Origin of the sequence: Brachybacterium sp. AOP29-B2-41, from assembly GCF_052378395.1 — a bacterium.
Taxonomy (GTDB): Bacteria; Actinomycetota; Actinomycetes; order Actinomycetales; family Dermabacteraceae; genus Brachybacterium.
Map to the genome: position 1 here is coordinate 68,266 of NZ_JBQSXR010000006.1, position 21,855 is coordinate 90,120.

General features: G+C 71.7%; 18 protein-coding genes. 10 read left to right on the plus strand and 8 right to left on the minus strand.

What is annotated here, in order from left to right; all coding sequences use genetic code 11:
* The first annotated feature begins 27 nt into the window (after positions 1-27).
* From ACT3T9_RS07780 to ACT3T9_RS07790, 3 genes are read left to right on the plus strand one after another with little or no spacing between them, the layout of a single operon-like run.
* Positions 28-3,150: a DEAD/DEAH box helicase gene (locus tag ACT3T9_RS07780; protein ID WP_444606241.1), complete on the plus strand. Its 3,123-nt coding sequence runs from the start codon at positions 28-30 to the stop codon at positions 3,148-3,150.
* The gene (locus ACT3T9_RS07785; RefSeq protein WP_444599132.1) at positions 3,147-3,983 is read left to right on the plus strand and encodes an SWIM zinc finger family protein; all 837 of its coding nucleotides are present in this window, start codon (positions 3,147-3,149) and stop codon (positions 3,981-3,983) included. Before ACT3T9_RS07780 ends, ACT3T9_RS07785 begins: the two co-directional genes overlap by 4 nt.
* A gap of 5 nt (positions 3,984-3,988) precedes the next feature.
* Positions 3,989-5,632, plus strand: coding sequence for a serine hydrolase domain-containing protein (locus ACT3T9_RS07790; RefSeq protein ID WP_441443966.1), 1,644 nt, complete (start codon positions 3,989-3,991; stop codon positions 5,630-5,632).
* A gap of 294 nt (positions 5,633-5,926) precedes the next feature.
* Here the strand turns inward: ACT3T9_RS07790 and ACT3T9_RS07795 are convergent, their stop codons facing one another.
* Positions 5,927-7,297, minus strand: coding sequence for a serine/threonine protein kinase (locus tag ACT3T9_RS07795; RefSeq protein WP_441443965.1), 1,371 nt, complete (start codon positions 7,295-7,297; stop codon positions 5,927-5,929).
* Positions 7,298-7,405: 108 nt separating this feature from the next.
* On the opposite strand from ACT3T9_RS07795, the gene ACT3T9_RS07800 reads away from it, so the two are divergent.
* From ACT3T9_RS07800 to ACT3T9_RS07810, 3 genes are all read left to right on the plus strand, one after another.
* A complete protein-coding gene (locus tag ACT3T9_RS07800; RefSeq protein ID WP_441443964.1) occupies positions 7,406-7,687 on the plus strand; it encodes a hypothetical protein in 282 nt (93 codons plus the stop codon).
* Between the two features lie 29 nt (positions 7,688-7,716).
* Positions 7,717-8,559, plus strand: a complete 843-nt coding sequence (locus ACT3T9_RS07805) for a hypothetical protein (protein WP_441443963.1) — start codon at positions 7,717-7,719, stop codon at positions 8,557-8,559.
* Between the two features lie 117 nt (positions 8,560-8,676).
* Positions 8,677-9,972, plus strand: a complete 1,296-nt coding sequence (locus tag ACT3T9_RS07810) for an alkaline phosphatase family protein (protein ID WP_441443962.1) — start codon at positions 8,677-8,679, stop codon at positions 9,970-9,972.
* Positions 9,973-10,032: 60 nt separating this feature from the next.
* Here ACT3T9_RS07810 and ACT3T9_RS07815 read toward each other — a convergent pair whose 3' ends face one another.
* The 3 genes from ACT3T9_RS07815 to ACT3T9_RS07825 form a co-directional block, all read right to left on the minus strand.
* The gene (locus ACT3T9_RS07815; protein ID WP_441443961.1) at positions 10,033-10,566 is read right to left on the minus strand and encodes a hypothetical protein; all 534 of its coding nucleotides are present in this window, start codon (positions 10,564-10,566) and stop codon (positions 10,033-10,035) included.
* 140 nt (positions 10,567-10,706) lie between these two features.
* Positions 10,707-11,525, minus strand: coding sequence for an alpha/beta hydrolase (locus ACT3T9_RS07820; RefSeq protein ID WP_444606242.1), 819 nt, complete (start codon positions 11,523-11,525; stop codon positions 10,707-10,709).
* Between the two features lie 45 nt (positions 11,526-11,570).
* Positions 11,571-12,863, minus strand: coding sequence for an MFS transporter (locus tag ACT3T9_RS07825; RefSeq protein ID WP_444606243.1), 1,293 nt, complete (start codon positions 12,861-12,863; stop codon positions 11,571-11,573).
* 280 nt (positions 12,864-13,143) lie between these two features.
* On the opposite strand from ACT3T9_RS07825, the gene ACT3T9_RS07830 reads away from it, so the two are divergent.
* Complete coding sequence (locus ACT3T9_RS07830; protein ID WP_441443958.1) at positions 13,144-15,078, plus strand: solute carrier family 23 protein; 1,935 nt, start codon at positions 13,144-13,146, stop codon at positions 15,076-15,078.
* 151 nt (positions 15,079-15,229) lie between these two features.
* Entirely contained in the window at positions 15,230-15,667 is a 438-nt protein-coding gene (locus ACT3T9_RS07835) for an OsmC family peroxiredoxin (protein WP_441443957.1), read from the plus strand.
* A 135-nt stretch (positions 15,668-15,802) separates the two neighbouring features.
* Here ACT3T9_RS07835 and ACT3T9_RS07840 read toward each other — a convergent pair whose 3' ends face one another.
* Complete coding sequence (locus ACT3T9_RS07840) at positions 15,803-16,366, minus strand: DUF421 domain-containing protein (protein ID WP_441443956.1); 564 nt, start codon at positions 16,364-16,366, stop codon at positions 15,803-15,805.
* A gap of 59 nt (positions 16,367-16,425) precedes the next feature.
* On the opposite strand from ACT3T9_RS07840, the gene ACT3T9_RS07845 reads away from it, so the two are divergent.
* Complete coding sequence (locus ACT3T9_RS07845; RefSeq protein WP_441443955.1) at positions 16,426-17,358, plus strand: hypothetical protein; 933 nt, start codon at positions 16,426-16,428, stop codon at positions 17,356-17,358.
* A gap of 265 nt (positions 17,359-17,623) precedes the next feature.
* Here ACT3T9_RS07845 and ACT3T9_RS07850 read toward each other — a convergent pair whose 3' ends face one another.
* Both ACT3T9_RS07850 and ACT3T9_RS07855 read right to left on the minus strand, forming a co-directional pair.
* The gene (locus tag ACT3T9_RS07850) at positions 17,624-19,210 is read right to left on the minus strand and encodes a solute symporter family protein (protein WP_441443954.1); all 1,587 of its coding nucleotides are present in this window, start codon (positions 19,208-19,210) and stop codon (positions 17,624-17,626) included.
* Positions 19,210-19,581 carry a DUF485 domain-containing protein gene (locus tag ACT3T9_RS07855; RefSeq protein ID WP_441443953.1) on the minus strand — a complete coding sequence of 124 codons (372 nt, stop codon included), beginning with the start codon at positions 19,579-19,581 and terminating at the stop codon, positions 19,210-19,212. The genes ACT3T9_RS07850 and ACT3T9_RS07855 overlap by 1 nt, the downstream gene beginning before the upstream one ends.
* Before the next feature lie 355 nt (positions 19,582-19,936).
* Between ACT3T9_RS07855 and ACT3T9_RS07860 the strand changes: the two genes are divergently transcribed.
* The gene (locus tag ACT3T9_RS07860) at positions 19,937-21,169 is read left to right on the plus strand and encodes an XdhC family protein (protein ID WP_444501853.1); all 1,233 of its coding nucleotides are present in this window, start codon (positions 19,937-19,939) and stop codon (positions 21,167-21,169) included.
* 34 nt (positions 21,170-21,203) lie between these two features.
* Here ACT3T9_RS07860 and ACT3T9_RS07865 read toward each other — a convergent pair whose 3' ends face one another.
* Complete coding sequence (locus ACT3T9_RS07865) at positions 21,204-21,851, minus strand: nucleotidyltransferase family protein (RefSeq protein ID WP_442331995.1); 648 nt, start codon at positions 21,849-21,851, stop codon at positions 21,204-21,206.
* Between the last annotated feature and the right edge of the window lie 4 nt (positions 21,852-21,855).

Genomic DNA, 21,855 nt, shown 5'->3' on the forward strand with positions numbered 1-21,855 from the left:
GTCCGCCCCGCCGCATAGTCTGAGGTCATGCCTGTTCGCCGCCTGCACCTCGTCGTCGATGACGACCTGGGCCCTGCGCTGTGGGTGCGAGAGCAGACCGGGCCGGGCCGATCGCGCGCGCTCGAGGATCTCTCCGCCCTGCGCAGCGATGCCCCGCCGGTGATCGCCGAGGCCCTGGCCGACGCCCCCGACCTGCTGCGCCACCGGGTGCGGATCCCCGGCCGCGACGGCGACCGCCGGGTGCCCGCCCTGGCACTCGACGGTGCGGCGCTGACCGCGCTGGTGGGCGGGGCGTCCACGCTGCTCGAAGAGCGGTTCGGGGAGGATTTCACCGACCACCTCGCGTCCCTGATCAGCGATGGCGCTGCCGCCCGGCTCGCGGACGAGCTGATCGCGATGCCCGATCTGGTGGCCGCGATCGTGCTGGACATTCGCGCCCAGGCCCTGGTGGAGCAGCGCCATCTGCGGGCACGGGCCGAGGAACGCTACGGACGCCCGGTGATGCAGTGGCGCGCCCCCGACCGCGATGCGCCCCGGATGCTGCACGCCCTGGTCGACGGGCACGCACGGCATGCCTTCGCCGCACACCTGCACCGCGTCCCGCCCCCGGCCGCAGACAAGCACGGAGTGCTGTGGGCGCTGGCCGACGAGGGCGAGCTGCGTGCAGACCTGCCCACCCAGCGCCGGATCACCGCCGCCTTCGACACCCTCGTGGACTCCGGCCGCCCGGGAGTGAAGCTCAGCTCCGGGGACAGCGAACTGGTGGTACGGCTGTTCGAGCCGCCCCTGGGCACCGCCTGGCCGCTGCAGACCTGCCTGCGGGAGCCCGACGGGACCGTGCATCCGGTCGCCGATCTGCGTGCGGTGGGCGATCTGAGCAGCGCAGGCGCCGCCGAAGCCTCCGCCGCGGTGATGCGACTGGCCCCCACCGTGCGCGGCGCCGCCGTGGATGACACCGGCGTGGACTGGCTGCTGACCACCGCCGAGGCCTCGGAGTTCCTCTCCGGTGACACCCCCTCCCTCGAGGAGGCCGGGGTGACGGTGCTGCTGCCCCGCGACTGGACGAAGCAGAAGACGACGCTGCGCCCGCAGGAGGTCGAGGAGGAGCCTGGCGAGCGCAAGGGCTCCGGAGTGGGGCTCGGAGCGATGGTCTCCTTCCGCTGGCGGGTCGCCGTGGGAGAGACCGAGCTGACCGAGATGGAGATGGAGCAGATCCGGGAGGCGCAGTCCGAGCTCGTGCAGCTGCGCGGCCAATGGGTGCGCCTGGATGCGACCACCCTGCGCGCCGCGGAGAAGTTCCTCGACACCTTCGCGGGCCGCACCCGCGAGAAGCGGAAGCAGGTGGTCCCCCCACCGGTCCGCGGTGGCCACGTCGCCGCCCCGCTGCCACCCGCTCCGGTCCCGGCAGAGGTCGTGGGCCGCGCCCCCTGGCTGGAGATGTTCTCCCTGATCCTCTCCCCCGATGCGGCGGACGTCGACTTCGGGGTCTCCGCACTCGTCTCAGGGGGCAGCCACGGCCTGGCACGGCTGATGCCGGGCGGTGGCGGCGCGCCGCACTATCCACAGCCGCGCTCGCTGCGGGCCACGCTGCGGCTCTATCAGCTCGACGGGCTGAACTGGCTGTGGGCCCTGGACCAGCAGGGCCTCGGCGGGATCCTCGCCGACGACATGGGGCTCGGCAAGACGATGCAGGTGCTCGCGCTGCTGTGCCGGGAACGGGAAGGGCTGCCCGGTCAGGTCCCCCCGCAGGCCTCAGGCACCCAGCCTGCAATCCCCCAGCCTGCAGCCCTTCATCCTGGAGTCCTGCACCCAGCGGGCCCCCACATAGCGGGCCCTCAGCCCGTGGGTCCCACCCTGTTGGTGTGCCCGATGTCCGTGGTGGGGGCCTGGCAGCGCGAGGCCGCGACCTTCGCCCCGCAGCTGAAGGTGCACGTCCATCACGGCGGTGACCGACTGCGGGACGAGGCGTTCGTGAAGGGTGCCGCGGACCTCGACCTGGTGGTCACCACCTATTCGCTGCTCGCCCGCGACCTGCGGGTGCTCTCCGCCGTGCCCTGGCATCGCCTGGTGTTCGATGAGGCCCAGCACGTCAAGACCCCCGCCACCCAGGTCACCCGGGCCGCTCGCTCGCTGCAGGCCCCGCACCGGCTGGCCCTGACCGGCACCCCGGTCGAGAACCGGCTGGCGGACCTCCACTCCCTGATGGAGGTCGTGAATCCCGGGCTGCTGGGGAGCGCGAAGAGTTTCCAGGATCGGATAGCGACCCCGATCGAGGAGGAGGGGGACGGTGCCGCGATCAGCCGCCTCAAGCTCGTCACCTCCCCGTTCATCCAGCGACGGCTGAAGACGGACCGCTCGATCATCAAGGACCTGCCGGAGAAGATCGAGCTGACGCGGGTGGTGAACCTGACCCCGGAGCAGGCCGGGCTGTACGAGGCGATCGTGCAGGATCTGATGGTCCAGATCGACGGCGCCGAGGAGAAGAACCGCCGCACCCTGGTGGTCTCCGCCATCACCCGTCTCAAGCAGGTGTGCAACCACCCCACCCACTACCTGGGCGACGGGTCCCCGCTGGTGCGCGACGGCGAGCATCGCTCGGGCAAGCTCGAGCTGGTGGACGACCTGCTGGGCGCCGCCTTCGAGAAGGGCGAGAAGGTGCTGCTGTTCACCCAGTTCACGACCTTCGGGCACCTGCTGGTGCCGTATTGGGAGGAGAAGTTCGCGGAGCTGGGGGTGTCGTCGGCGCCCTTCCTGCATGGCGGGGTCTCCAAGCGGGATCGGGATCAGATGGTCGCCGAGTTCCAGGAGCACCGCGACCGGCCCGGGCTGATGCTGCTGAGCCTCCGCGCCGGCGGCACCGGCCTGACCCTCACCGCCGCGAACCACGTGGTGCACCTGGATCGCTGGTGGAACCCCGCCGTGGAGAACCAGGCCACCGACCGTGCCTTCCGCATCGGCCAGCGCCGGGACGTGACGGTGAGCAAGCTGGTCAGCGCCGGGACCGTCGAGGAGAAGATCGACACCGTGCTCCAGGACAAGCAGTCGCTCGCGGAGCTGACCGTCGGCCCCGGCGAGGACTGGCTGGCCTCCCTCGACAACGATCGCCTGTTCGACCTGCTCTCCCTCGAGGACGAAGAGGACGGGCTGTGAGCATCGAGCTGATCTCGCGCCGTGGCCCCATCGGCAAGGGCTGGCATGCCGTCGCCCTGCGCCAGGGGGCGGAGGATCTGCTGGGTGCTGCGAGGGTGGGCCGGGGCAAGGCCGACGCCCGCGCCGGAGGGGTGCAGTGGCTGGATGTCGCCGTGGGGGTCGCTCGCGGCGACGTGCTGGACGCCGACGGCGAGCTGTACCAGGCACGCCTCGAGCTGCCCGCCTTCCGGGAGGGTGACCGACAGGCGTTCCTGCAGGTCGCAAGGGCTCGTCCCGAGCTCCCGGCCCGGATGGCCGGCGGGAGCTACCCGCAGGAGGTCGAGGCAGAGCTGGCGCGGTCCGAGGTGTCGTTGCTCCCGCGGAGTGCCGCCGAGCTCTCCCATGACTGCTCGTGCCTGGACTGGCCCGGGCCCTGCCGGCACGTGGCCGCGCTGCTGTACGTGCTGGTCGAGGCGGTCGACGAGCACCCGGTGCTGCTGCTGACCCTGCGCGGGCTCACCCTCGAGGACCTGGTGCCCACGGCGAGCGGCGGGGAACCGACGGGCGCTGCAGGGACGCCGGGCCCGTCCGAGGGGACGAACGCCGCCGGCCAGACGGGTTCGCCCGCAGGTGCGGAGCCCTCGGATGGCGCACCCGATGCCGTCAGCGCGGATGCCGTCGGTGCAGCGGCAGCGCCTTCCCCTCGAGCCCCCTTCGATCCCTCGCGCACCGATCCCGCGCCTCTGGCCGAGGTGCTCGGCGAGGAGGTCGCCGCAGTGATCCACAGCTTCTACACGGGCGCCGGAAGTAGCTGCACGGGCGCCGAAGAGACCCCTCCCCAGCCTTTAGAGTGAGAGCCATGCTTGAGACCAGCCACAGCGCCCCTGCTCTGCCCGATTCCGTGACCACCGCCGTCGCCGCGCTGTTCGACGATGCCGTCATCCAGCACCGCACTGCGGGAGTGACCTGGGCGATCATCGGCGGCCACGGCCACCAGCAGGCGGTGCTCGCCCACGGCGCCGCCGGAGCGCGGGAGCTCACCGGCGGCGTGCAGGCCGCCGGCTCCGGGCCGATGGAACGAGGGACCGTCTCCCGCATCGCCTCGATGACGAAGTCCTTCACCGCCGCGACCATCCTCGCCCTGCGGGACGAGGGCCGGCTGCGCCTGGAGGATCCCGTCTCCGCCTATGTCCCCGAAGCCGCCGGAGCCTTCGACCTCGCTGCCGACGACCGCGAACCCACCCTGCGCGAGCTGCTCACCATGAGCGCTGGGCTGGTGACCGACAATCCCTGGGGTGACCGCCAGGAGGCGATGACCCGGGAGGAGTTCGCGGCCATGCTGCGGGGCGGGCTCGGACACGTGCACCGTCCCAGCACCGGCTTCGAGTACTCCAACACCGGGTACGCGCTGCTCGGCAGGGTGATCGACGAGATCACCGGCAGCGACTACACCCACGAGATCCGGCGCCGCTTCCTCGAGCCGCTCCGCCTGGGCGCCACCGGCTGGTCGGAAGCCGAGATCGACACCGCGCAGCTGGCCACCGGGCACCGCCTGGCCGATCGCACCGACGCCAGCCGCTTCGAGCCCGTGCCGCTGGACTCCCCCGGCGTGTACGGAGCGATGGCCGGGCTGTTCTCCACTGTGGATGACGTGGCCGCCTGGGTGCGCTTCCTCGCCGCGGCCGACGCCCCCGACGCCGCGCAGCGCTCGACCGGCCCGCTGGCCACCGCCTCCCGGCGCGAGATGCAGCAGCTGTACCGCCACCAGGCGCTCCCGGCACATCCCGCCGTCCGCGGCACCTCCGCTGTCACGCCCGCCGTCACCGGCACTGCCGCCGCACCCGGCACCGCCGCCACCCCCACGAGTACCGGCGCCGCCGGCCCTGCCGCCTCTGCCGCCCTCTCGCCCGGCTTCGACCGGGTGCGCGGTTACGGATTCGGCCTGGTGGTCGAGGACTTCCCGGACCTCGGGCAGGTCATCTCCCATTCGGGCGGCTACCCCGGGTACGGCTCCTTCATGGTCTGGCACCGTGACTCCGGGGTGGGGGTGGTGGCGCTGGCGAACTCGAAGTACGCCCCGGCGACTCCCCTGTCGATGCAGACGCTGCGCCTCCTCCAGCAGGAGGTCCCCAGGCTGCTGGCCCGGCGCCCGGTGCAGGCCGCCGCCCGCACCCTCGAGGCGGCCGACGCGGCGCTGCGGTGGCTGTGCACGGACGATGACACCGTGGCCGAGGCCTGGTTCGCGGACAACATGGACCTCGACGTTCCCCGCGAGGAACGCCGACGCCGCTTCAGCGCCGCGCTCACAGCCTCCGGGGTCGAGATGGGGAGGCTCGAGCAGCTCCGCGTCCAGGACGCCCAGGTGCTCAGCCGTGCCCAGCTGCGCTGGACGGTGCCCGGCCGGGGCGACGGCGCACCCTCGCTGCGGATCGACCTGCTGATGGATCCTCGGCGCGGGGCGCTGCTGCAGTCGCTGGACACCATCGCCGTCGCCGCCCGCTGAGAGCGGTCGCGAGCTGAAGGTCGCCGCCCGCTGAAGACCGTCGCGGCCTGAGCCTCAGCCTGCACTGCGGCCTACGTGGCGATCTACGTGGCACCCACGGGCCGCCATCCCCTCTCAGCTGTCGCACAAGGACCGGCCAAGCGACAGTTCAGAGGGGATCGCGCGCGAGGAACACGAGAGGAACACGAGAGGCACTCCAGAGGAGGCGTCAGCACCAGCGAGCCTTCGCGCGCGGGGTACTCGAGAGGCACTCCGGCGCACTCGCGAGGTGGCGTCAGCACCAGCGAGCGCGTCTCAGGAGAAGGAGTAGCCCTCGCCGTCGGCGGCGAGGGTGCAGGAGAGGTAGTCACCGTCGGCGGTGAGCGCGATGATGCCCTCGTCCTCGGCGACGCACTCCTGCCCCGGCTCGACCTCGGCGAAGGAGGCATCGATGCTGCTGACGGGACCAGCCGTCCCCCCGAATGCGGAGGCGGGGCTGTCGTTGAAGACCATGAGCAGCACAGCCGCGACGATCACGCCTAGCACCAGCGCGGCCCCCGCCCCGAGCGCCACCGCGATCAAGGTGCCACGGTTGCGCGCCCCGTTCTGGCCGGTGAACCCGGTGGAGGTCTGAGTGGCGGTGAAGCCCTGGGGATTGAATCTGCCCGCCTGCTGCGGCGGGGTGCCCGGCGGGGTCTGCTGCGCCCACTGCGGACCGGTCTGCGGGGAGGGGGAGCCTGAGCTGAAGCCCTGCTGCACCTGCCCGGCACGGATCGCCTCGAGCGAGGACGGAGCGACCTGAGGTGCTGGGCGTTCGGGACGCGCGGCGCCGGGGGCGTTCTCCGGCATCGGGTCCAGGGTGTCGATGAACTCGAGCGGCGCGCCGTCGGCATGCGCCAGCGGATAGCCCTGCGGGACGCGCGGCAGATCGCGGCGCACAGACTCGGCGTCCTGGTAGCGATCCTCGGGCTGCGCAGCGACCAGGCGACGGATCACGGCCGAGAGCTTCGGGGTGACGCCCCGCAGGTGCTGGGTCAGCTCATCGGGGCGGAAGGCGCCGTCATGCAGTTTGATCGACCCATTGAGCGCGACCAGTGCGACGACCCCGGCGGCGTAGAGGTCATGGGAGGGTGCCGGCTCCGCCATCGAGAACAGCTCCGGCGCCATGTAGCCGGGGGTGCCGTTGACCATGCCCACATGGGTGAAGCGCACGTCGGTCTCGTGGACCGCGATGCCGAAGTCGGCGAGCCGGGAGGCGGGGTGAGCACGTCCGCGCGCCTCGAACATGATGTTCGCGGGCTTCACGTCGCGGTGGATCCAGCCCTCGGCGTGCACATGCGCAAGGCCGTCCAGCAGCTGGTCGAGGATCACCACCACGGCGGGTTCGCCGAGCTTGCCCTTCTTCTTCACGACGGACTCGAGCGTTCCCCCGGAGATCAGCGGCATCGCGATCACCACGTGCTCGTCCTCCGCGCCCCAGCCGTAGGGGGTGAGCAGGTGCGGGTGATCGAAGCTGACGCCCTTCTCGCGCACGAAGCGCATCAGGTCCGCGGAGTCGCGCTGTCGCAGGACCTTCGCAGCGCAGAGCTCCTGGGCCTTCGAGTCCCAGGCACGCCAGACGGACCCGGATCCGCCCTTCGCGATCAGGTCGATGAGCGCGAAGCGCCCGACAATAACGTCAGCCATAATATTTCCAGCATAACGTCAGAAAGCGGGGCGGCGTTATGCTGGCAGTGATCTCAGCGGTCCGGGGCACCCGCCCGTGACCCGTGCATCGCATCCGAGGGGGCATTCGTGAGCATCGTCGCCGGGAGCGTCATCGCCTTCGGCGGCGACCCCTTCTGGGACCCTGTCCCCTTCTCGTGGCCGCTGCTGCTGATCCTGATCGCCCTCTGCCTGCTGCTCACTCTCGGTGTCGTCGTCTGGCTGGTGGTCCAGCCGGAGGAGCCCGAGACCAGCACCAAGCCGCTGGTCGACAAGGCGGTCCGGCACGATCGCGAGACCGCGGCGACCATCCGGCGGCGGCTCGATGCGGACAGCGGCCGGGCCGACCCCGCGGACCCCGAGCTGAGATGACGGCCCGGGAGGCCCAGGAGGCCCCGGTCATGCGGCGACGCTCTCTGGCCGCGCTGCTCACCGTCCCCGGCGCCCTCCTGCTGACCACCGGCTGCGGCGGCCCTCGGCCGGTCCCCACCTCCACCGATATCGCCCGCGACCCGCTCGCCTCGCTCGACCCCGCCGTATGGAACGCGCGCTCCGCCCAGGAGCTGCGTGGCCTGAGCATCCAGGGCGCGGCCGAGGAGCTGGACGGCTGGGCCGATCTCAGCGCCGACGACAGCGTCCTCGACTCGGCTCGCGACCTCCTCACCACTTTCGTGAGCGCCGCCTATCTCGCGCCCGAGGACCTGCGCGGCCTGGACGACGAGGCCGCGCACGACCACATCGCGAAGAACTCCCCCGAGTTCTGGCGGGACGGGCTGCGCACGGCCTGGGACGACGGGAACCGTCTCTTCTATGCGATCGCGCTCGCCGAGCCGTTCCGCACCGTCGGCCGCCCCGCGCTCGCCGCCGGCTGGCACCGCACCGAGCATGAGGAGGGCCCAGCCCTCGCCCTCGGAGCCACCATCGCCTGGACCGCCATCGACACCGCGACCCGTGCCGTCGGGCTGTTCGCCTACCGCCTCGGGATCGTCGCCCAGATCGCCGAGGACGGCAGCGTCGCCGATGCCGCGATCCGCCTGACCATCCACGGCCTCGATGGCTGCGGGATCGCCGAGCAGGAGGGACTGCTGGTCCCGGCGCTCGCCGACGACGAGTTGCACCGCGCGGTGCAGAAGGCCACCAAGGAGGAGGTCCTCGCCTCTCCCCACATCCCGCTCGACGACCTCCTGGACCAGGATTCCCCGCTGTTCGCCGGGGACGATCTCACCTACGTCACCTGCGACTGAGCCTTCGCACACGCTGTTCATCTTGCGGTGGCCCGGTGCTCACCGGGCCCTCGTGTCGTGGCCAGAGGACCCTCCTATGGTTCCTGGACTGCTGTCGAGGACCTGAGGAGGTGTCCCATGAGCCGCTCTCGCACCCTGCTGCTCGCCGTCGACGGGCTCGATGAGAACGACCTCGAGATGCTCCGCGACGCCGCCGCGCCCGTTGACGGCGACAGCCGGTTCCCAGTGCTGTCACGGACCGTGCTCACCGGGATGACGGAGCTGCGGATCCGCCCGGGGGGACCCTCCGAGCCCGCACCGGCGCTCGCGAGCCTGATCACGGGGGCATCCGTCGCCCACACCGGGGTCGCCACCGCGGAGCCCTTCGCCCTGGACCGTCCCGAGAGCCGCTCCGCCTGGTATGCGAGCTCGATGGCGGCGCCCACCCTGTTCACGCAGGCGCATGCGGCAGGGCTGGTGACGGCGGCGCTGCAGTGGCCCGCGACCGCTGGCGCCGAGATCGATCTCTGCCTTCCCCTGGTCGAGGACCTGCACCGCTATCGCACTCGCTGGGAGATGGCGGTGGCCACCAGCTCGTCGCGGATGGTTGCGGAGCATCTCGCCCTCCGCCGCGAGGCCGGGGTCCAGCTCTCCCAGGTCCCTCCCGACGATCTTGTCGCCGAGATCGCCGCCGAGGCGCTCGAGCGCGGACACATCGATCTGCTCGCCGCACGACTGACCGGGCTCGCGATCACGCGCCGCACCCTCGGTCCCGGGACGGCACAGGCGCAGCGTGCCCTGCTGGACACCGCCGACGTCCTCGAGCAGATCCTCACCGCCTTCGCGCCCGTTGCCGAGGATCGGGTGCTCCTGGTGCCGGGGCGGCCGCTGATCCCCACCACCCTCCTGGCCCATCCCAACACGACGCTGGCGGCGCATGGCCTGCTCCGCGCCGAGGGGAACCGCCTGGAGGACGTCGATGCGCTGGTCTGGCCGGACGGCCCCCGCGGGGTGGTGCATGTACGGCGCGAGGCGGGTGCCGCGGCCCGCACTGACGCCCTCCGCGCGCTCAGCACTCTCAGCGAGGTCAGCGCGCATGGCCGGCTGTCGCTGCGGCAGGTGGACGACGGCGTGGGAGCCAGCGATCAGACCGATGTGATCGCGGTGCTCGAAGGAGACCGCGGGACAGTCTTCGGGCTCTCCGCCACGCATCGCTCGCTGGTGGAGGGGGACGACCCCTACTACGCAGGCCCATGCACGGTCAGCGACCCGTCGGCCGTCGCCGTCGTGCTCGCCTGCGGGCCGGGACTGCCGGCGAGCACCGTCGAGGGGTCATGGGCCGACCTCGGTGTGACGCTCGCGCACGCGATCGGGCTCAGCCTGCCCGGCGCGACCGCGGCCGGCATGAGCGCTCCGGCTGCAGCGACCGCCTGACCGCGGCTCCTGCCGAGGACAACCAGCGGGACGTGGTCTCCGCCGGACGACGACCAGTGCTCAGCGGGCGCGACGCGCTCCCCTGCCCAGGACGGCCCGGAGGCGGGCCAGGAGCCCGGGCGGCGGTGGGGCCAGCCGGTCCCGCAGCTCGTCGAGGGCGGGGGCGTGGTGCACGATGTGGTGGCGGCCGTCGTGCAGCGCCGGGTGCGGGGGCGGGCCGACGACCCCTGCGGGTGAGACCTCCAGCGAGCGCACGATGCGGACGCGGCGCGTGCGGTCGGCGTCCATCACCACCTCGAGGGAGTCCGGAGCAGCACCGAGCTCCGCGAGGATCTCGGCGCGCAGGCGTGCGAGGGCCGCATCGAGCGCTGCGGATGCTGCGGGATCGGCCCGCACGGCCTCGCCGATCGGCACCACCACCAAGTTGCCGTCCACGTCGATGATCCCGTCGATCACCTCGTGGCTCCCGACGGCGCGTCCCTGGTCTCGCAGCGTGAGCTGCTGCAGCACCAGCCGCAGGGTTCCTGCCGTGGAGTGCACGATCAGGGCGTCACGGATCTCTGCCAGCACGGAGCGGCTGCCGGTCCAGGTCATGCTCTCGCTGTGATGACTGCTGTCGCTGCTGCTGCCACTGCTGCTGCCATCACTGCTGCAGCTGTCATCGCTGCCGTCACTGCGGCTGACCCGCTGATCGCCTCGCGCCATGAGGCACAGGGTAACCGCAGGCGGTGAACTCAGTGAGCGGCGCCGCCGTCCATCCCCAGCGCGCCGCGCACCGCGGCGATCTGGAGCCGGCGGGCACGCTGCGAGGCAGGTCCCTCCCCGCGGATCGCGACGGCGTGGGAGGCCTCCGGGATCTCGAGGTACTCGTGCTCGGCGCCGGCCGCGGTGAGCGCACTGTCCAGCCTCCGGGCATCGGCGATCAGCTCGTCGTGAGAGCCCGTGACGAGGTGCACCGGGGGCAGGGCGGACAGCCCTCCCAGCAGCGGGCTGAGGCGCGGCTCTGTGCGCGGGACCCCGCCCGCATACAGGCGGGCTGCGGTGCTCAGCTCCTCCAGCCCGTGCTCCTCCCGGCTGAGATCGACCCAGGGGGATTCGAGCAGAAGCGCGGCCGGTGCCTCGTGGGTGCTCTCGGCGAGCACCTGGGCGACTGCGAGGGCGAGTCCGGCGCCCGCGCCGTCCCCCGAGAGGACCCAGCGGCCGGGGCGCAGGATCGCTGCTTCGGCCATGCCGTCGAGGGCGTGGAGGACGTCCTCGATCGCGGCCGGGTAGCGGTGGCGCGGCGCCAGACGGTAGTGGATCATCGCGCCCGCGGCGCCGGAGCGTCGGGCGATCTCCTCGAGCCAGCTCCAGGTCTGCGGGCTCTCACCGCGCAGGTAGCCGCCGCCATGGAGGTGAACGATGGTTGCGGCCCCCGCGAGCTCCTGGTCGAGCCAGGTGACGGGCACCTGTCCGTGCCGACGGCGCTCCACCCGGGACGGGGCGGCGACGGCGCGCGAGGGCGTGGAGGGCCGCTGGGAGGCCAGGATGCGCAGGGTGCGGACGAGGCTCATAGGAGCATCCTGCCACGGAACCGCCTGTCGGCAGGGGTCTCCCGCTCAGGCCGCGATCTCGTCGTCGACCATCCGCGGGAGCGCCGCGCGGAAGCCCGAGACCGCCATCACCAGGCCGGTCGCTGCGAGGAACCACAGCACCGCGTCCGAGGAGCCGGTGGCTCCCAGCAGTGCGCCGGCCACGATCGGACCGAGCGCGGCCAGGATGTATCCATAGGGCTGGGCCATCCCGGAGAGCCGGGCCGTGACCAGCGGGTTCCGGGTGCGAGCGGGCAGCAGCGCGATCGCGGTGGGGAAGACGAAGCCGCCGATCCCCAGGACGCAGGCCCACAGCATCGGGCTCACGCCGGGCGCCAGCAGCAGACCGATGTAGCCGGCCGTGGTGAGCAGACCGAAGCCGCCCACGATCCAGCGCAGTCCGCGCACCTTCGCGATCACGCTCGGCATCACGAGCCCGCCCACCAGGCCCCAGCCTGCGATCACGGCGACGAGCACCCCGGCGCGGGCAGGGGTGACACCGGCGTCGGTGAGGATCTGCGGGAGCATCCCGAACTGGGTGTACGCATTCAAGGACTGCATCGAAAAGGTCACCATCAGCGCGATCGCGGTCGGCGAGCGCAGCAGCGAACCGCTGAGCTCCCCACGGGGCGGGGCCGGCGGGAAGTCGTGACCGGTGCGGGTCAGGACGATCGCCCAGACCACCACCGGGACCACCACGATGATCCCCCAGAACCGCAGCGAGTCCTGCCAGCCGTCGGCCGCACCTCCTGCGAGCGGCACCGCGAGAGCGGCACCGAGCGAGCCGCCGATCGCGAGCATCACGCTGTACAGGGTCATCAGCGCCACCGTGCGTGCCCCGCCGTGGAGCTTCACCCATGCCGGCACCAGCACGTTGCCGAGCGCGGGTCCCAGCAGACCCAGCACCGACAGCGCCACGAACACCGAGAACAGCTCGGAGACGGGCCGCAGCAGCAGCCCGATCGCGACCAGCACGAAGGAGGCGACGATCGCACCGGTCAGCCCCACCCGGCGGGAGATCGGGACCGCCAGCAGCCCCAGCACGCCGAAGGCGAGGCACGGCAGGGCGGTCAGCAGCCCCGAGGCGAAGGCGCCCTGCCCATAAGCGCCCACGACGCTCTCCATCAGGGGGCCGACGCCGGTCGCGCCGGGGCGCAGGTTCAGTGCGATGGTCGCGATGGCCAGCACAGCGAGCACGGTGCCGACGGCTGTGGTGCGCGCGGGGACCCGGGCCGTCGCGGCGGGCACTGCCGGGGCGGCATCGTCCTGAAGAGCGTCGGCCGGGCGGGGGGCGCTGTCGCGAGGCGGGGAAGTCGTCACCGCACCCTTCTACCCCGCCCGCGCAGGAGAAGCCACCCGTTGCCTTCGATCTCACCCACGCGGTCTGCCACCGCTCTCCTCAGCCGCCGCCAGCGGCTCCACCCGCGCTCAGCCGCTGCCAGCGGCTCCGCCCGCACGTTGTCCGATCTCACCCGTCTCACCCGCGGGCGCGCTGCGCCCGCAGCGGCGCAGGAGCCTACTCTGGTGCGCGGCCGTCCCGTCGGCCCCGCCTCCTCTCCCACGTCGAGACTCCCACTCTCGACGGACCTCAAGGATCCTGATGACCACCGCCGCCGCGCCGAGCGCCCCCGCAGCCCGCACCCATCCCGTCGACCAGGTGCCGCCCGCCGGGAAGCTCACCGTGCTGTCGGTCCAGCACGTCCTGGCCTTCTACGCCGGCGCGGTGATCGTGCCGCTGCTGATCGCGTCGGGCCTGAACCTCACGGCCGAGCAGACGATCCACCTGATCAATGCCGACCTGTTCACCTGCGGCATCGCGACGCTGATCCAGTCCGTCGGCTTCTGGAAGGTGGGCGTGCGCCTGCCGATCATCCAGGGCGTGACCACCACCGCGGTGAGCCCGATCATCGCGATCGGCCTGGCCGCGACCGGCGGCGAGGGCGGCGCCGAGGGGCTGCCGATGATCTACGGCTCGATCATCGTCGCGGGCCTGTTCACCTTCCTGGTCGCCCCCTACTTCGCGAAGATCCTGCGCTTCTTCCCGCCGGTGGTGATCGGCACCGTGCTGACCACGATGGGCATCACCCTGCTGGGCGTCTCCGCCGGGGACATCACCAACTACGCCGAGGGCACCCCCGCCGCCCGCGACATCCTCTACGCGCTGGGCACGCTCGCGATCATCGTCCTGGTGCAGCGGTTCTTCCGCGGCTTCCTCGGCACCATCGCGATCCTGCTGGGCCTGGTCATCGGAACCCTGGTCGCCGTGCTGCTGGGCGACACCTCCTTCAACGGCGTCACCGAGGCGTCTGCCTTCGGGGTCACCACCCCCTTCTACTTCGGCATCCCCACCTTCTCGGCGACCGCGATCATCTCGATGATCATCGTCATGCTGATCACGATGGTGGAGACCACAGGCGACGTCTTCGCCGCGGGCGAGATCGTGGGCAAGCGGATCCGCCCCAAGAACATCTCCGAGGCGATCCGCGCCGACGGCCTCTCCACTCTGCTGGGCGGCGTGCTGAACTCCTTCCCCTACACCTGCTTCGCGCAGAACATCGGGCTGGTGCGCCTGACCCGCGTGAAGTCCCGCTGGGTGGTCGCCGGAGCGGGCGTGCTGATGATCATCCTCGGCGTGCTGCCCAAGGCCGGAGCCGTGGTCGCCGCGATCCCCTCCCCGGTGCTCGGCGGCGCCTCGCTCGCCCTGTTCGCCTCAGTGGCCCTGGTGGGCATCCAGACCCTCTCCAAGGTGGACCTCACCGACAACCGCAACTCCGTCATCGTCGGCACCTCGCTGGGCCTGGCGATGCTGGTCAGCTTCAAGCCGGACATCGCGGGGGTGTTCCCCTCCTGGGCGCAGGTGTTCGTCTCCTCCGGCGTGACCGTCGGCGCGATCAGCGCGATCGTGCTGAACCTGCTGTTCTTCCACATCGGCGGCCAGCGCGGCTCGATGGTCACCACCACCGCTGCCGGCGAGCGGATCGGCATCGATGCGGTGAACGACATGGACCGCGAGACCTTCGTGGCGACCTTCGGCTCCCTGTTCAACGGCGCCACCTGGCCTCTCGAGCGCGCCTGGGAGGCCCGGCCCTTCGCCGACGCCCCCACCCTGCGCGCCGCGATCGAGGACGCGGTGCTCACCGCGGAGCGCTCCGAGCAGGATGCGCTGGTGCGCGCCTATCCGGACATGGCCACGCTGGTCACGGCCGACGAGGAGCAGGCCGGAGCGATCAGTCAGGACGTGGGCTCCTTCGCCCTGGAGAACCTCTCCGACGAGGACATCCTCGCGGTGCGCGACCTCTCCGCCCGCTACGCCGAGAAGTTCGACATGCCCTTCGTCGCCTTCCTGGGCCGCACCGACTCCTTCGCGAAGATCATCGAGAACGGCGTGCGGCGCCTGGACCACTCCCCCGCCCACGAGCGCCGGGTCGCGCTGACCGAGGTCGCCGAGATCGCCGGGGACCGCTTCGTGATCATGGTCGCCGACGCGAATCCCATCGGCTCCGCCTGGATCCGCAAGTTCGAGTCCCTGCAGTAGGCGGGCGGCCGGAACCCGGCAGACGGCGCGGCAGCGCGTGCGGGGGCCGCAGGGACGAACGATCCTTCCCGTTCGGCGGGGGTCCGGACTACGGTGGGAGGCGAGCGCCCTCTGCGGAAACGCGGGGCGACCGTCGACTGAAGGAGTCACCATGCCCCGTCCCGTCACCTCCACCGCATCCACCGCCTGGAAGGGCGACCTGCTCTCCGGCTCCGGCACCACCACCCTGGAGACCTCCAAGCTCGGCACCTTCGATCTGAGCTGGAAGGCCCGCGCGGAGGAGTCCGCACAGGGCACCACCTCCCCCGAGGAGCTGCTGGGCGCCGCGCACGCCGCCTGCTACTCCATGCAGTTCTCGAACATGCTCGCCGAGAACGACACCCCGCCGACTGCTGTGGACACGAAGGCCGACGTCACCTTCAACATCGCCGAGGGCGGCATCACCGGCATCGCACTGACCGTCACCGCGCAGATCGACGGGATCGAGGACGCCGACTTCCAGCGCATCGCCGACGAGGCCAAGAGCAGCTGCCCGGTCTCGAAGGCACTCGCCGCCGTGAACATCACCCTGGAGGCGAAGCTCGCCTGAGCCTCGCCACCACCCGACGCTCCGGCGTCGGGCCCCGGCCCCGGCCCCGCACCTTCGCTGGTGCGGGGCCGGATGCTTGCGGACGTGCAGCGAGGCAGGCGCGGGTGCGACTGGCGTGGACGGGGGCGGACCCGCTCAGTGCATCAGTGAGCGAGGGATGATCTCCGCACCACGCACATTGCGCACCAGGCGCTCGTCGATCATCTCGCCGCGGCGCACGATGGTCAGCCCTCCGCGCGGCTCGAGGATCACCAGGTCGGTGTCGATCACGTGGCGCACGCCGCCGCGCCGCAGCAGCGTCAGCAGCTGCGTCTCGCGCAGCCCCAGATGGCGAAGATGCCAGCGGAGCACATGGCCATGGACCATCACCACCGTCGGCCGCGGCCCGCGCCGGGTGAAGATGCGGTCGACACCGAGCCGGAGCCTGCCCAGGAGGAACTCGAGCACCAGCAGGGTGGTCACCGCGATCAGCCCGCCCACCAGCGTCGGTGTGTTGCCGAGGATCGCGCGGGCGACGAGGGAGCCCAGCAGCGCCATCACCGCGAAGCTCAGCATCGACGGGTTCGCGCTGAGCCGTGGCCCGGCGACCTGGAGGATCAGGGTGAAGATCAGGTAGAGCACGATGCTCGCGATGAGCACGCCCAGCGCTCCCGCGGGCGACGCCCCGATCTGGAACCAGAGCTCCTCGAAGAAGGTCATGGGCCCATTCTCCCGCATCTCCCCGCCGCCCCGTCGCGGTGACGGACTACGGTCGGGGCATGCAGCCGATCCCCCGCCACTGGGCCACCATCCGCGAGACCGTCACCGTCCCCGGCGGGGACGAGTGGGCACTCACGATCCATGGCGCCTCCGACACCTCGCCCGAGGACGCCCAGCGCGATGCGCGTGAGCGCCTGCAGCGCGTGGCCGCGGCCGGAGGCCCCGAGCGACGGACAGACAACGGACTGGAGTACTACCCGCTGCGACGCCTTCCGGAGGAGCTGCTCGAGGAGCTCCACGGGCCCGACGACACCCTGATCGCGGCGATCACCCGCAACCGCTACGGCTCGGCGGTGCTGAACACCGATGCGGTGCTGATCAGCGACATCGACTTGGTCGAGCCGTCCTCGACGGACCGTGTGACGGCGGGCGGCGGAGGGCTGCTCTCGCGTCTGTTCGGCGGCCGCCGCGCGGAGGAGCTCACCGAGCAGCAGCAGGATCCGGACGCCTTCGGCCTGCGCTCACCGGGTCGTCGGGGGGAGCATCACGAGCGCACCCTGGCCCTGATCGAGGACTTCCGCGCCCTCCATCCCGAGCTGGGGGTGCGCACGTACCGCACCCGCAACGGCTTCCGTCTGCTGATCACCGGCAGCGGCGCGGCACCGTCGAGCGAGCGTGCGAAGAAGCTGATGGGGCAGGTGCGCAGCGATGAGCTGTACATGATCCTGTGCCGGGTCCACGACACCTATCGGGCGCGCCTGACCCCGAAGCCCTGGCGCGTGGAGGTGGACCGCTTCGAGGAGCTCGGCACCCGCACCGCGACCGATGACATCCACCGCGAGTGGGTGGAGCGCTACCGGACCGCCTCTGCGGAGGTGGCCGTGTGCCGGCTCCTGTCGAGCACCGGCCCCGCACCGGACCCCGTCGAGCAGCAGATCATCGACCTGCACGACCGGGCGGTGCGTCCGGAGTCGGGGCTGCGCCTGGCCTGAGCTCGCCCGGCCGATAACGGGTGGCGAGGTCCCTGCCTCGTGCGACAACCTCTTGCGCAGCTCGTCCGGCTCTTCGACCGCGACGCAGTCCACGGCAGGGTTACCGGTGAACGGCCCGGCGGCCGGGGATGCAGAGTTCTGCGCCCGCGAGGACCGATGCCGGATTCCGGATCGGTCCTCGCGGGCGCAGAACGTGGTCACTGGACCGTCGAGCCGCTGGGCAGCGCCGACATGCAGGGCTCCCCCGCCGGCCGCTCGCACCTGCTCAGTGGTCGATGGCCGCCTTTTCGGAGCCCGCACCGGTCATGGAGCGGACCTCCATCTCGGCCTGCTTGAGCTCGTTGTGCTCCGAGGAGGTCACCGAGCCGAGCCAGCCGAGGAAGAAGCCCAGCGGGACCGAGATGATCGCGGGGTTCGTCAGCGGGAACCAGGCGAAGTCGGCGCCGGGGATCATCGCCGTCTCGGAGCCGGAGACGACCGGGGAGAAGGTGATGAGGAACAGGGCGCTGAACAGGCCGCCGTAGATGCTCCACAGCGAGCCGCGGGTGTTGAACCGCTTCCAGTACAGGGAGTACAGGATCGAGGGCAGGTTCGCGCTGGCGGCGATCGCGAAGGCGAGCGAGACCAGGAAGGCGACGTTCTGCTCGGCGGCGAGGATGCCGCCGACGATCGAGACGGCGCCGATCACCAGCGCGGTGCGCCGGGCCACTGCGATCTCCTTCTTCGGATCGGCCTGGCCGCGCTTGATCACCCCGTTGTAGATGTCGTGCGCGAAACTCGCCGAGGCGGTGATCGTCAGGCCCGCCACCACCGCGAGGATGGTCGCGAAGGCCACCGCGGAGATGATGGCCATCAGCACCGTGCCGCCCACGGCATAGGCGAGCGCGGGAGCGGCGGAGTTCGATCCGCCCGGGAGGTCGCCGATCACGTCGACGCCCACCATGTAGGCGGCACCGAAGCCGAGCACCAGGGTGCACAGGTAGAAGAAGCCGATCAGGGCGATCGCCCAGACCACCGAACGGCGGGCCTCCTTCGCAGTGGGCACCGTGTAGAAGCGCATCAGCACGTGAGGCAGCCCTGCCGCGCCGAACACCAGCGCGATCGCGAGGGAGACGAAGCCCAGCTTCGAGGACCCGGAGGTGCCGTACTGGAGCATCGGCTCGAGGATCGCGGTACCGTCCGGATGCGCCTCCACCGCCTGGCCGAGCACCGCGGAGAGGTTGAAGCCGTTCAGGGCCAGGATCCACACGGTGGTGACGCCGACGGCGGTGATCAGCAGCACCGCTTTGATGATCTGCACCCAGGTGGTGCCCTTCATGCCGCCGATGAGGACGTAGAGGATCATGACGACGCCGACGACGGCGATCACGATCGACTGCCCGACCCGCCCTTCGATGCCGATCAGCAGGGAGACCAGTGCGCCGGCACCGGCCATCTGAGCGAGCAGGTAGAAGAAGGTGACCGCGAGCGTCGAGGTCGCGGCGGCGGTGCGCACGGGACGCTGGCGCATGCGGAAGCTGAGGACGTCCGCCATCGTGTACTTGCCGGTGTTGCGCAGCGGCTCGGCGACCAGCAGCAGCGCCACCAGCCAGGCCACCAGGAAGCCGACGGAGTACAGCAGGCCGTCATAGCCGTAGAGGGCCACGGCCCCGACGATGCCGAGGAACGAGGCGGCCGAGAGATAGTCGCCGGCGATGGCGATGCCGTTCTGGCGACCGGAGAAGGCACGGCCGCCGTGGTAGAAGTCGCTGGCGCTGGTGGTGGTCCGAGACACCCTGATGACGACCACCAGGGTGACGACCACGAAGGCCAGGAAGATCGCGATGTTGAGGACGGGATTGCCGAATTCCATCAGAGATCACCTTCCAGCTCGATGCGGATCTTCGAGGAGATCGGGTCGAGGGACTTGTTCGCGTGGCGGATATAGAGCCAGGTGATCAGGAAGGTCATGAGGAACTGGCTGAAGCCGAGGATGATCCCGAGGTTCAGGTTCCCCAGCACGTGGATCGACATGAAGCCCTCAGCGTAGGTGGACAGCAGCACGTAGGCCAGGTACCAGACCAGGAAGGCGATGGTCATCGGGATCGCGAAGCCGCGGAAGTTGCGACGCAGCTGGCCGAACTCCTCGGACTGCTGGACGGCGAGGAACTGTTCGGGGGTGGGGGACGACGGACTGCCGGGATCCGGCGTCGTCCCGGGGGACGCGTGGGACGGGGTGCTCACGGTGCACAACTCCTTCGTTCTGCGGGGACACCCAGTGGGGAGCAGGGTGTCGCTCGTGCGCAGTGACAGTAGCAGTTGTGATGGCGACCACAAGAAACGTTCGTCCGGAAAGCGTCGGGGCCGTCCTCACCCGCGCGCGACGTCGGAGCGGTGTTTCGAGAGCCCGTTGCTGATGGTGCCGCACGAGGGACCAGAAGTTTCGATGCCGGGGATCCGGCCGACGGGACATGCGGGGCCCGGCATGTCGCGCCGGCGCCGGACGCCCGGTTCCCGGGCCTCAGGCCACCCCATCCAGGCTCCCGGTCACCCGGTCGGGATCATCGATCCGGCGAGAGGTCGCGCATAGGGTGGGCCTGTGCTCGATGTCCTGGCGATCGCCCAGCAGCGGCTGACCTGTGCTTCCGACCCCGTGGCCTGTGCCGTCGCGACCATCGTCGCGACGCAGGGCTCGGTGCCCCGGCCCGTCGGCACCTCGATGCTGGTCGGCGCCGACGGCTCGCTGCACGGCTCCCTCTCCGGCGGATGCGTCGAGGGCGCGGTCCTCGAGGCCTGCCAGGAGGCGATGGAGACCGGGGACGCCGCGGTGCACCGCTTCGGGTTCAGCGAGGAGGACGCCTTCGCCGTCGGATTGATGTGCGGCGGCTCCCTGGACGTGCTCGTGCAGCCCTTCATGCCCCCGTCGGCCGAGGATTCCGAGGCGGTACGGAGCCTGCTGGGGCTCACCGTCGACGGGCGCCCGCCCGCCGCGTATGTCACGCAGGTGCCACGAGACGCCGCCCCGCCGCTGGCCGCCCTCGTGCCCGGCAGCGGACCGGACGAGGTGCGACAGTCACTCGCTCCGCTGCTCCCCGGCGCACAGCTCGCAGACGCCGTCTCCCAGGTCGCGGGGATGATCCGCGAGGGCCGCACCGGCACGATCCGGCTCGCCCCGCAGAACGAGGGCGCGCCATCGAGCGGGGGCACGCCACCGAGCATGGGCGCCCCGCCGAGGGGTAGCGCGCCGCCGAGCGCGGGTGCACCGCCGAGCGAGCTCTTCGTCGAATCCCGCACCCGGCCGGCGCATCTGGTGGTGCTCGGAGCCAACGCCTTCGGACAGTCGCTGGTCGAGGCCGCCCGCCCGCTGGGGCTGCGGATCACCCTGTGCGATCCCCGGCCGGCGTTCACCGATCCGGCATCGTTCCCGGGCGCGGAGGTGGTGCGCGCCTGGCCCCACCGGTTCCTGGCCGACGCCGCCCAGTGCGGTGACCTCGATCCCCGCAGCATGATCTGCGTGCTCACGCATGATCCGAAGGTCGACGTGCCGGCTCTCTCGGCCGCGCTGGAGCTCGACGTCGCCTATGTGGGGGCGATGGGGTCCCGGCGCAGCGATCGTGATCGACGGGCCGCCCTGCGGGAGGCCGGGGTCGGGGAGGAGGCGCTGGCCAGGCTGCGCTCCCCGATCGGACTCGACCTCGGCGCAGACACCCCCGCGGAGGTCGCCGTCTCGATCCTCGCGGAGATCCTCGCCGTGCGCGCGGCCCGCGGGACGGTGGAGCCGCTGCGCGATGGGAGCGGGCCGCTGCACGTGAGCCGCGGCCCCCGCGCCTGAGGGGTCAGCCCGAGGCGCCCAGGCGCCTGAGGGATCAGCCCGGGGTGCCCAGGCGCCAGAGCTGCTCGGGGAGGTCGAGGTCCGCGCCGTCCTCGAGGTCCGTGCAGTCCACCAGCTGCACGAGCTCCCGCTGGCCTCGCAGCAGCTCGCGGGCCCCCACCTCGTGATGCGCGGCGTCCGCCGCGGCGGCGGTCCAGCGAGCGTCGAAGAGCACCGGATGGCCCCGGCGGAGCCGCCCGGAGGCGTCACGGTGCGCGGCGGCGGTGATCTCCCCGCGGCGGTGGGCGGCGAGCACCCGGGCCACCTCCTCGGCGCTCACCCCGGGCCGATCCACCGGGGTGACCAGCACGTCTCGGCCGGGGCCGATCGCGGCCAGGCCCCTCTGCAGCGAGGTCCCCATCCCCTGGCGCCAGTGCGGGTTCTCCCGCGCCTGCACGCCGGGGACTGCCGCCACCGCGGCCCGCACCCGTGCCGCCTCCGCCCCGATGACCACCACGACCTCGGCGCAGCCACCACCGAGCAGCGCCCCGGCGAGGTGCTCGACCAAGGTGAGGCCGCGCGTCACCAGCAGCGCCTTGGGGCCACGGCCGAGGCGGGTGCCGGCACCCGCGGCGAGGATCAGGCCGACGGGCGGCTCAGCCTCGCCCCCGGGCCGCGGGCGGTCGGCCCCGGGAACGCTCACCGAG

Coding starts and splice junctions, on each gene's coding strand:
- ACT3T9_RS07780 (WP_444606241.1), top strand. CDS start 28: ATGCCTGTTCGCCGCCTGCACCTCGTCGTCGATGACGACCTGGGCCCT.
- ACT3T9_RS07790 (WP_441443966.1), top strand. CDS start 3,989: ATGCTTGAGACCAGCCACAGCGCCCCTGCTCTGCCCGATTCCGTGACC.
- ACT3T9_RS07795 (WP_441443965.1), bottom strand. CDS start 7,297: ATGGCTGACGTTATTGTCGGGCGCTTCGCGCTCATCGACCTGATCGCG.
- ACT3T9_RS07805 (WP_441443963.1), top strand. CDS start 7,717: ATGCGGCGACGCTCTCTGGCCGCGCTGCTCACCGTCCCCGGCGCCCTC.
- ACT3T9_RS07810 (WP_441443962.1), top strand. CDS start 8,677: ATGAGCCGCTCTCGCACCCTGCTGCTCGCCGTCGACGGGCTCGATGAG.
- ACT3T9_RS07815 (WP_441443961.1), bottom strand. CDS start 10,566: ATGACCTGGACCGGCAGCCGCTCCGTGCTGGCAGAGATCCGTGACGCC.
- ACT3T9_RS07820 (WP_444606242.1), bottom strand. CDS start 11,525: ATGAGCCTCGTCCGCACCCTGCGCATCCTGGCCTCCCAGCGGCCCTCC.
- ACT3T9_RS07830 (WP_441443958.1), top strand. CDS start 13,144: ATGACCACCGCCGCCGCGCCGAGCGCCCCCGCAGCCCGCACCCATCCC.
- ACT3T9_RS07835 (WP_441443957.1), top strand. CDS start 15,230: ATGCCCCGTCCCGTCACCTCCACCGCATCCACCGCCTGGAAGGGCGAC.
- ACT3T9_RS07840 (WP_441443956.1), bottom strand. CDS start 16,366: ATGACCTTCTTCGAGGAGCTCTGGTTCCAGATCGGGGCGTCGCCCGCG.
- ACT3T9_RS07845 (WP_441443955.1), top strand. CDS start 16,426: ATGCAGCCGATCCCCCGCCACTGGGCCACCATCCGCGAGACCGTCACC.
- ACT3T9_RS07850 (WP_441443954.1), bottom strand. CDS start 19,210: ATGGAATTCGGCAATCCCGTCCTCAACATCGCGATCTTCCTGGCCTTC.